The sequence below is a fragment of the Shewanella sp. KCT genome (genome assembly GCF_007636505.1).
Taxonomy (GTDB): Bacteria; Pseudomonadota; Gammaproteobacteria; order Enterobacterales; family Shewanellaceae; genus Shewanella; species Shewanella halotolerans.
Genome location: NZ_LVDJ01000001.1, coordinates 51,961 through 61,100 on the forward strand (window position 1 = coordinate 51,961; position 9,140 = coordinate 61,100).

9 protein-coding genes and 1 tRNA gene are annotated in these 9,140 nt (G+C 52.4%); all 10 read left to right on the forward strand.

What is annotated here, in order from left to right:
• The first annotated feature begins 1 nt into the window (after position 1).
• The 10 genes from AYI87_RS00290 (at position 2) to AYI87_RS00335 (ending at position 9,123) form a co-directional block, all read left to right on the forward strand.
• Positions 2–862, forward strand: a complete 861-nt coding sequence (locus AYI87_RS00290) for a flagellar protein MotY (RefSeq protein ID WP_144198581.1) — start codon at positions 2–4, stop codon at positions 860–862.
• A 672-nt stretch (positions 863–1,534) separates the two neighbouring features.
• On the forward strand, positions 1,535–3,625 hold the full coding sequence (locus AYI87_RS00295) for a prolyl oligopeptidase family serine peptidase (protein WP_409928951.1): 2,091 nt from the start codon (positions 1,535–1,537) through the stop codon (positions 3,623–3,625).
• A gap of 158 nt (positions 3,626–3,783) precedes the next feature.
• Positions 3,784–4,182, forward strand: a complete 399-nt coding sequence (gene ybgC, locus AYI87_RS00300) for a tol-pal system-associated acyl-CoA thioesterase (protein ID WP_011865322.1) — start codon at positions 3,784–3,786, stop codon at positions 4,180–4,182.
• Complete coding sequence (gene tolQ, locus AYI87_RS00305) at positions 4,172–4,861, forward strand: protein TolQ (protein ID WP_144198586.1); 690 nt, start codon at positions 4,172–4,174, stop codon at positions 4,859–4,861. The genes ybgC and tolQ overlap by 11 nt, the downstream gene beginning before the upstream one ends.
• Complete coding sequence (gene tolR, locus AYI87_RS00310) at positions 4,861–5,295, forward strand: protein TolR (protein WP_011865324.1); 435 nt, start codon at positions 4,861–4,863, stop codon at positions 5,293–5,295. Before tolQ ends, tolR begins: the two co-directional genes overlap by 1 nt.
• Positions 5,296–5,298: 3 nt before the next feature.
• Entirely contained in the window at positions 5,299–6,234 is a 936-nt protein-coding gene (gene tolA, locus AYI87_RS00315; protein WP_144198589.1) for a cell envelope integrity protein TolA, read from the forward strand.
• A 9-nt stretch (positions 6,235–6,243) separates the two neighbouring features.
• Positions 6,244–7,569: a Tol-Pal system beta propeller repeat protein TolB gene (tolB, locus tag AYI87_RS00320; protein WP_144198592.1), complete on the forward strand. Its 1,326-nt coding sequence runs from the start codon at positions 6,244–6,246 to the stop codon at positions 7,567–7,569.
• Positions 7,570–7,603: 34 nt separating this feature from the next.
• Positions 7,604–8,146: a peptidoglycan-associated lipoprotein Pal gene (gene pal / locus AYI87_RS00325; RefSeq protein ID WP_011865327.1), complete on the forward strand. Its 543-nt coding sequence runs from the start codon at positions 7,604–7,606 to the stop codon at positions 8,144–8,146.
• A gap of 19 nt (positions 8,147–8,165) precedes the next feature.
• The gene (gene ybgF / locus AYI87_RS00330; protein WP_144198594.1) at positions 8,166–8,888 is read left to right on the forward strand and encodes a tol-pal system protein YbgF; all 723 of its coding nucleotides are present in this window, start codon (positions 8,166–8,168) and stop codon (positions 8,886–8,888) included.
• 159 nt (positions 8,889–9,047) lie between these two features.
• A tRNA-Lys gene (locus AYI87_RS00335) sits at positions 9,048–9,123 on the forward strand.
• The last annotated feature ends 17 nt before the right edge of the window (positions 9,124–9,140 follow it).

Genomic DNA, 9,140 nt, shown 5'->3' on the forward strand with positions numbered 1-9,140 from the left:
GATGACATTCGGGATTGGCTTGAGTCTGGCGACGACGGCGCAGGCCGAGTTGCGTCACTATGTTGCCTCCTTGGAACAGTCCTCATGGCGTCTGAGTGACAATACCCCCATTGTTTGTCGCCTGGAGCATGAGATCCCATCTTATGGCAAGGCGGTGTTTACCAGCCGCGCCGGTAAAGATCATGATTTAAACTTTAGCCTGGATATGTGGGTCAAGCCTGACGAGGTGACCAGCGCCAAGTTGATGAGCATGGCGCCCGCCTGGCGACCTGGTGTGGTATCCCGTCCCATAACCGATCTCACCTATCAGAAATATTTCAGTGGCGAGGTGCCTAAGAAGGCGGCCTGGTCCATGCTCAATGAGCTAGAGCGCGGCATGCAACCGACTTTCTATTATGCCGATTGGTATAACCGCTCCAGCAAGGTTGCCGTGGGGCTGTCGGCGGCGAACTTCGGTCGTCGCTACGCCGAGTTTAAATCCTGTCTGGCTAATCTCTTGCCCTATAGTTTCGATGATATCGCCTTTACCGTGCTGACCTATGAGTTTGGTGGCTCTGAGCTGACCCGTTACTCCAAGGCGCAGATCGCCAAGGTGCAGGAGTATCTCTCTTATGATCCCGAAGTCGAGCTGGTGTTGATCGATGCCTATACCGACAGCTTCGGTGGCCGCTCGGTGAACAAGAAGGTGTCTGAGAAGCGCGCCAATTCGGTCAAACAGCTCTTCCTGTCGGCGGGTATCCCCAATGATCGTATCCATACCTTAGGTCACGGCGAGCGTCGCCATGTGGCGTCCAATGACACCATAGATGAGCGGGCTCGTAACAGACGCGTAGTGATCCGCCTCAGCAAGCCGCTGGATTAGAGAAGATTTAGTGTGTTAATAATATTTATGGAAACCGGCCAACAAGGCCGGTTTTTTGTTATCGGACCGGGATAGAAAGAGAGCGGTGGCAAAAGCCTGGTAAAAAACAGGCAAAAAAAAGCCCACTTAATCTTAAGTAGGCCGCAAATAAATCATTGCAATCAACAAATTGAAGGAAGGAAGTCAAGCATAAGAACCAGGGATGAATTCACGTGACTGGCACGGGAACTCGGAGTTCTTGTTTCCCATCTACCAGAGGGGTAGACACTTCCGGAAAACGAGGTGAATTATAGGGTCAGACCATTTGTCCTACAAACTAGAAAAATTTCCACCTTAGATTAGTATTTCTAATGTCATAAGAGGGTGTTTAAAGGGCCGAATTCACACATTTTGGGTATTTGCGCTTGATTACGCAAAATTGCTGCATAATTTCACGATTTATATAATTCATCCATGTTGTTTTTTTATTAACAAGTCAATTTCGCAAATGCCGGATTCGTTTATTTGTAGCCATTGCACGGTTTTTTTTTACTTGTATAGTACGAGGTTATTGGGCGCTAGCTCACAGGTTTACCATTAATAATAACGAGATATCCAGGACGGCTACAGATGGTTCTTAAGACGATTTTATCCAAGCAAACCCTTTTGCTTGCCGGATTAGGTTTAACACTCATGGGTTGCCAATACCATGCCAGTGAAACGACAGCGGCGCAGGCAACTGTTCAACCCCAGGGCGTGGTCGAAACAATTCACGGCGTACAGGTTGCCGACCCTTACCGTTATCTTGAGGAAGAGAGTGACGCGACCCATACCTGGGTGAAGCAGCAACAAGAAGCGGGGCACGATTTTCTGGCGCAGCTGGAAAACAAGCAGGCAATTGTCGATCGCATCACCGAGCTGTGGAACTTCGAGAAAGTCACTGCCCCAACCGAGCGTGGTGACAACACCTTCTATTACCGCAACGACGGTCTGCAGGCGCAATCTGTCCTCTATGTGAAGAATAAGGCCGGTGAAGAGAAGGTCGCTCTCGACCCTAACAGCTTCTCAACCGACGGCACAGTTGCTCTGAGCGGCGTCTCTGTCAGCGGCGACGGTAAGATCATCGCCTATGGCGTCTCTAAGTCGGGCTCAGACTGGCAGCAGTGGCAGTTTGTGGATGTGGCGACCGGGGCTAAGCTAGGCGACGAGCTCAACTGGATTAAGTTCTCCAGCGCCGAGTGGAGCAAAGACAACAAAGGTGTCTACTATTCTCGTTACGACGCGCCCGAAGGCGGTAACCTGCTGGCCGACGTTAACTTTAACCAGAAGGTCTACTATCACCAGCTGGGCACCGATCAGTCTCAAGACAAGCTGATCTACGAGCGTCCACAGAATAAAGATTGGGGCTTCGGCGCCGAGGTGTCGGAAGCGGGGGATTACCTGTTGATCTCCATCTCGCAGGGCACAGACAGCCGTAACCGTTTCTTCTATAAGTCATTGACCGACGCCAACGCGCCCGTGGTTGAGCTAATCAGCGAGCTGGAGGCCGAGTATAGCTTCCTGGGTAACGACAAGTCTGTCTTCTACTTCAAGACAGATCTCGATGCGCCAAACGGTAAGATAGTGGCGGTGGATGTGAATCGTCCAGCTAAGGCAAACTGGAAGACGGTTGTCCCTGAGTCGAGCGATCCTATTGCCAGCGTAGCCATCATCAACGATCACCTGGTGGTCAGCTACCTGCACGACGTGCTGGGCAAGCTCACTATCTTTAGCATGAACGGCGTGAAGCGTCAGGATGTAGAGCTACCGGGTAAGGGTAAGATTGCCGGACCATATGGTAAGCGTAGCAAGGATTACTTCTATTACACCTTCAACAGCTATGTGCAGCCACAGACCACCTACAAGTTTGACTTTAAGACGGGTGAGTCGAGCCTGTACGCTAAGCCTAAGGTTGCCTTTAGCCCAGACAACTATGTTTCTGAGCAGGTGTTCTACACAAGTAAGGATGGCACGCGCGTGCCTATGATGATCTCCTACAAGAAGGGATTGACCCTTAACGGTGAAAATCCAACCCTCTTGTATGCCTACGGCGGATTCTCTATCTCGCTGACGCCAAGATTCAGCCCGGCTAACATCGCCTGGATGGATATGGGCGGCGTATACGCAGTGCCAAACCTGCGCGGCGGTGCAGAATATGGTGAGAGCTGGCACCAGGCAGGCATGTTCGACAAGAAGCAGAACGTGTTCGATGACTATTTTGCCGCGGCCGAGTATTTGATTGATAACAAGTACACTAATCAGAGCAAGCTAGGTGCCTATGGCCGTAGTAACGGCGGTCTGCTGATGGGCGCGGCCGTGACTCAGCGTCCGGATCTGTTCGCCGCCATACTGCCTGCGGTAGGCGTGCTGGATATGCTGCGTTTTCATAAGTTCACCATAGGCTGGGCCTGGACCAGCGAATATGGCAGCGCCGACAATGCCGAGCAGTTCCCAGCGCTATTGGCCTATTCGCCTTATCACAACATTAGTGAGCGAGATTACCCGGCGACTATGGTGATGACGGCGGATCATGATGATCGCGTGGTGCCGCTGCACAGCTTCAAGTTTGGCGCCTTGCTGCAGGACAGACAGACAGGTGATGCACCTATCATCATGCGAATCGAGTCTAAGGCTGGTCATGGCGCCGGTAAGCCGACGGCGATGAAGATAGATGAATTTGCCGACATCTACAGTTTCTTAATGCATAGCTTTGGCCTTGCAGTGCCGAGCAAGATAGGCGGCTAAGTAAACAAACCTAAAAAGGGAAGTGAATAACTTCCCTTTTTTATTAACAAAATTTTATGCAGTTAGTCCCGGCAACTGGGGCGTCAAGCATTCACAATTGCCTGGGCACTCGGTATAGTAGGCCTCTATTTAATCTGAATGTTGAGCCGTTTCTAGCTATGTTTCGTTGGCCTATATCCGTTTACTACGAAGATACCGATGCCGGTGGAGTGGTGTATCACTCTAACTACCTCAATTTCTTTGAGCGCGCCCGCACCGAGTGGTTAAAACAGATAGGGGTTAAACAGACGCAGCTGCTGGCTGACGATATTGCCTTCGTGGTCAAACACGCCGATATCGATTTTAAGGTGGCTGCACGCTTCGAGCAGGACCTTTTGGTCGAGTCTGAGGTCATAGAGATGAAGAAGGCCTCTATGGTGTTTCGCCAGCGTCTATTGGATCAAGACGGAACCCTCTATTGTGAAGCACACATTCAGGTGGCCTGCGTGGCGTTATCGCGCATGCGGCCAAAAGCCATTCCCCATCATATTGTTCAGGAGTTAAAGGGTGGAAGCTGATATCTCTTTTATCGGGCTGTTTTTACAGGCCAGTCTATTAGTTAAATTCGTCATGTTGACGCTGCTGACATTGTCCGTGGTGTCCTGGGCGGTGATTATTCAACGTAGACGCCTGCTGACCTCGGCTCGTCAGCGTTCGCTCAAGTTTGAAGACAAGTTTTGGTCCGGTGTCGATCTCAATAAACTCTATAAGGAACTCTCTGCCAGACAGGAGAGTAATACCGGCTTAGAGGCGATGTTTTACGCCGGCTTTAAAGAGTATGCCCGCCTGAGCAACCTTAACGGCAAGGTGCCTGCCGCCGTGATGGATGGTTGTTATCGTGCCATGCGCGTCTCGCTCTCCCGTGAGCTTGAGAAGCTGGAAACCCATCTGCCACTGCTGGCAACGATTGGCTCGACCAGCCCTTATATCGGTCTGTTTGGTACCGTGTGGGGGATCATGAACTCCTTCATCGCGTTGGGCGCCGTTGAAAACGCGACACTTGCCATGGTCGCCCCGGGTATCGCCGAGGCACTTATCGCTACGGCCATGGGTCTGTTTGCGGCGATTCCGGCCGTTATCGCCTACAACCGCTTCTCGACTCAGGTGGAGAAGATAGAGATGTCATACGCCAACTTCATGGAAGAGTTCTCCAGCATCCTGCACCGTCAGGCCTACAGCGAGAAGGAAGTCGGCTAATGCAGCAGGGTTATCAACGCAAGAGGCGTCGTCCGGTTGCCGAGATCAACGTTGTCCCTTATATCGACGTGATGTTGGTACTGCTCATCATCTTCATGGTGACTGCGCCTATCGTGACCCAGGGCGTGAAGGTGGACTTGCCACAGGGGGAGGCCGAGAGCCTGCCCGCCGACAGTAAGCCGCCCGTGGTGGCCTCTATCGATGCCGACGGCGATTATTACCTGGATATTGGCAGTGCCAGCAGTAAAGAGGTGTTGGACCTCGAGGAGATCGCCGTCAGAGTCAGTGCCATAGTGCAGCTGGAGCCTGAGCGGCCTGTGGTGGTTAAGGCCGACAGAAGCATTCCCTATGAGCGGGTGATACAGTTGATGGTGACGTTACAAAAAGCAGGCGTACCTTCGGTAGGCCTGATGACAGATTCGCCTGAGGAGTAGCAGGTGGCAGGGAAATCAGAATTTACCGTTCCACTCATTATTTCAGCCAGCATTCATGTTGGCGTGATAGTTGTTTTGGCCATGGGTGTCGATTTTAGTGAGAAGCCCAAGGTGGTGCCTCAGGCCAGTGCGCCGGCGGTGCAGGCTGTGGTGGTGGATCAGAAACGGGTCAACGAACAGGTTGAGAAGCTAAAAGCTGAGAAGCTAGCCGCCGAGCGCAAGGAGAAGGCGCGTCAGGAGGAGCTGGACCGTAAGGCTAAAGAGGCTCGCCAGGCCCGCGAGCGTGAGCAGGAGCGTATCAAGAAGCTTGAGCAGGAGCGCAAGCAGAAAGAGCTAGAGACGCAAAATGCGGCCAAGGCTGCAAAGGCTGCCAAGCTCAAAGAGCAGCAGGAGAAGGAGAAGGCCGCCAAGGCCGAGGCTCAGCGTAAACAGAAAGAGGCCGAGCGCAAGGCCGCCGAAGAGGCCGCAGCTAAAGCCGAAGCCAAGCGTAAGGCTGAAGAAGCTGCTGCCAAGAAGGCCGCCGAAGAGCGCAAGCGTAAGGCAGAAGCCGAGGCGAAACGTAAGGCCGAAGAGGCCGCGCGCCGCGAGCAGGAACGTATGATGCAAGAGGCCTTGGCCGCCGAGCAGGCCGCGCTGTCGCAGACTCGCAATAAGCAGGTGATGAGTGAGGTGCAGCGGTATACCTCGATGATCCGCGCCACGATTCAGCGCCACCTGGTGGTGGATGAGTCGATGCGAGGCAAGAGTTGCCGCGTGTTTATTCGTCTGGCTAAAGATGGCTTTGTGACCGGCAACGAGATAGTGTCTGGTGATCCTGTGGTGTGCCGTGCCACTAAGGCGGCGATCAACAAGGCCGGGCGTCTGCCTGTTTCGCCCGAGGCCGATGTCTATAACAAGCTAAAAGAGATTAATCTCACCGTACAACCGGAGTTTAATTAAAGGAGTTCCATGAAAAACTTGGGAAGATGGCTCATCTTGGGGCTGGCATTTTTAACCATTCCGGCCAAGGCGGCGTTGGATATAGTGATCACCGAAGGGGTCGATGCGGCGCGTCCTATCGCCGTGGTGCCTTTTGTGTGGCAGGGGAGCACGCCTATGCCGCAACAGATCTCTGATGTGGTGATGTCGGATCTGACCCGCAGTGGCACCTTTAAGCCGATGGACGAATTGGGTCTACCGCAGCGCAATTTAGGTTCACTGGCGCAGATGGATTTAAAAGCCTGGTCGAATGTGGCCGCCGAAGCTGTGGTCATGGGCACGGTAAAGCCCTATGGCCCAGACCAGTACCTAGTTAATTTCGAGCTTATCGATCTGGTTAAGGCGCAGATGCAGTCTGGCGGCCCTCAGTCGGCCAGTGATTACCTGCTCGATAGTCGCGAGACTGTGATCAGCAGCGCCCAGTTCAGGCAGTATGGCCACAGAATCAGCGATATCGTCTATGAGAAGCTTACCGGTATTCGCGGTGCCTTCCTGACGCGTATCGCCTACGTGGTGGTGGATCATAAGGCGAAGTCACCCTATAAGTTGATGATTGCCGATTATGATGGCTATAACGAGCAGATGCTGCTGCGCTCACCCGAGCCGCTGATGTCGCCGGCCTGGTCACCAGATGGTCGCCGCTTGGCCTATGTGAGTTTTGAGAACAAGAAGGCCGAGGTTTTTGTTCAGGATATCTATACTCAGCAAAGAACCAAGGTTACCAGCTTTCCTGGAATCAATGGTGCGCCTACCTTCTCGCCCGATGGCAAGAAGTTAGCGCTAACCCTGTCGAAAGATGGCCAGCCAGAGATCTATGTGGTGGATATCGCCACCAAGGCGATAAAACGTGTCACCAACCATTATGCCATCGACACCGAGGCCTCTTGGACACCTGATGGTAAGTCGCTGATCTTCACCTCCGAGCGTGGTGGTCGTCCGCAGATATATCAGGTGGCTTTGGCATCGGGTAAGGTCACACGCTTGACCTTCGAGGGGGAATGGAATCTTGGCGGCTCTATTTCGCCAGATGGCCGCAGCATGGTGTTTGTGAATCGCACCAACGGCAAGTTCAATATTGCCCGTATGGATCTTGAGACGCGTTTTATGCAGGTGCTGACGACCACACGTTTGGATGAGTCACCAAGCATAGCGCCTAACGGTACTATGGTTATCTATGGCACCACCTATCAGGGTCAACAGGTGTTGGCTGCTGTCTCTATGGATGGACGATTTAAGGCAAGATTGCCTGTGGGTCAAGGGGAGGTGAAGTCTCCTGCTTGGTCACCTTTCTTATAAATTTATTACTGAGAACAAGATTAAGGATTACAAAATGGATCTGAATAAGCTGTTTAAAGCTATGGTTGTTGCCCTGCCGATTATGGCAATCAGCGCGTGTAGCTCAACCTCTGAGTCACAAACCGATGCGACAAGCTCAATGAGCGGCAGCGAAAGCAGCGAGATGAATGCCGGCGGTGGCGTTGAGACGGGTGGCGTAGCACCTATCCTGACACCAGAAGAGCAGCAACGCATTAAGTACCAGGAACTGCGTAAGGAACATATCATCTACTTCGATTTCGACCGCAGCTCGGTATCGTCTGACTTCTCAGAAGTGCTTAATGCTCATGGTGAGTACCTGCTTGAGCATCCCAATGTTCGCGTGATGATCGAAGGTCATGCCGATGAGCGTGGTACACCTGAGTACAACATTGCTCTGGGTGAGCGCCGTGCCAAGGCCGTTGCCAAGTACCTGCAAAGCATGGGTGTGCTACCGAGCCAGATGAGCATAGTGAGCTATGGTGAAGAGAAGCCACAAGATTTCTCTCGCACCGATGATGGCTTTGCTAAAAACCGTCGTGCGGTATTGGTTTACTAAGCGTTAGATAGGGTTAACTATGAAGACTGCCGTTGTTACCGCGGCAATTCTGATGAGTGTGGGTGTCGCGGTAGCGGCACCTGCGCCCGTTGAGGATATTGCCGGTGGTTCCTCCGAAGATAGAGTTGCGCGCCTAGAGCGTATCATAAAGGCCAAGCAAGCGGCCGAGTTTGAGATGCAGCAGCGCCTTGACACCCTCCAACAGGAGGTGCTTGACCTGCGCGGGCTGACCGAGCAACAAAGCTATCAGATCAATCAAATGCTGCAGCGCCAGCGCCAGCTCTATGACGATATCGCTAACCTGAGTAAGGCTAAGTCTACGCCTGTGGCCGTAACCCCTGCGGCGACCAGTTCAGAGACCTCCTCTCTGGGAGAAACCGCCAGCTATGAACGCGCCGTTAATCTGGTGCTGAAAGAGCGTCAGTACGACGAGGCGATCCCGGCATTTCGTGAGTTTATCGCGCAATATCCCAATTCGACCTATGCGGCGAATGCTAACTATTGGTTAGGTCAGCTACTCTATAACAAGGGGGAGCTTGCCGAGGCGGGTAAGGCCTTTGATACCGTGGTGAACCAGTTTAAAGAGTCGAATAAGCGTGGTGATAGTTTGGTCAAACTTGGCATGATTGCACAGAAGCGTAACGATAACGCCGCCGCGAAACGTTACTATCAGCAAGTCGTTAGCGAATATGCCAATAGCGCTGCGGCGCGTATCGCTAAACAGCAGATGGTGGGGCTTTAATCTCTATTTAACCAAAAAACATACTCTTAGTCTGTTTTTCATGCAAACAAAAAAAAATGGGGAATTTGCACTTGCATGAGAAGATGAAAAAGGTATTATAGGCGCCCTCGAAGCGACGTAGTCGTTTGGGCGCTAAATCAAAGAGATTTAGTTGAAAATGGGTCGTTAGCTCAGTCGGTAGAGCAGTTGGCTTTTAACCAATTGGTCGAAGGTTCGAATCCTTCACGACCCACCACTTTTCTGACAGTGGTT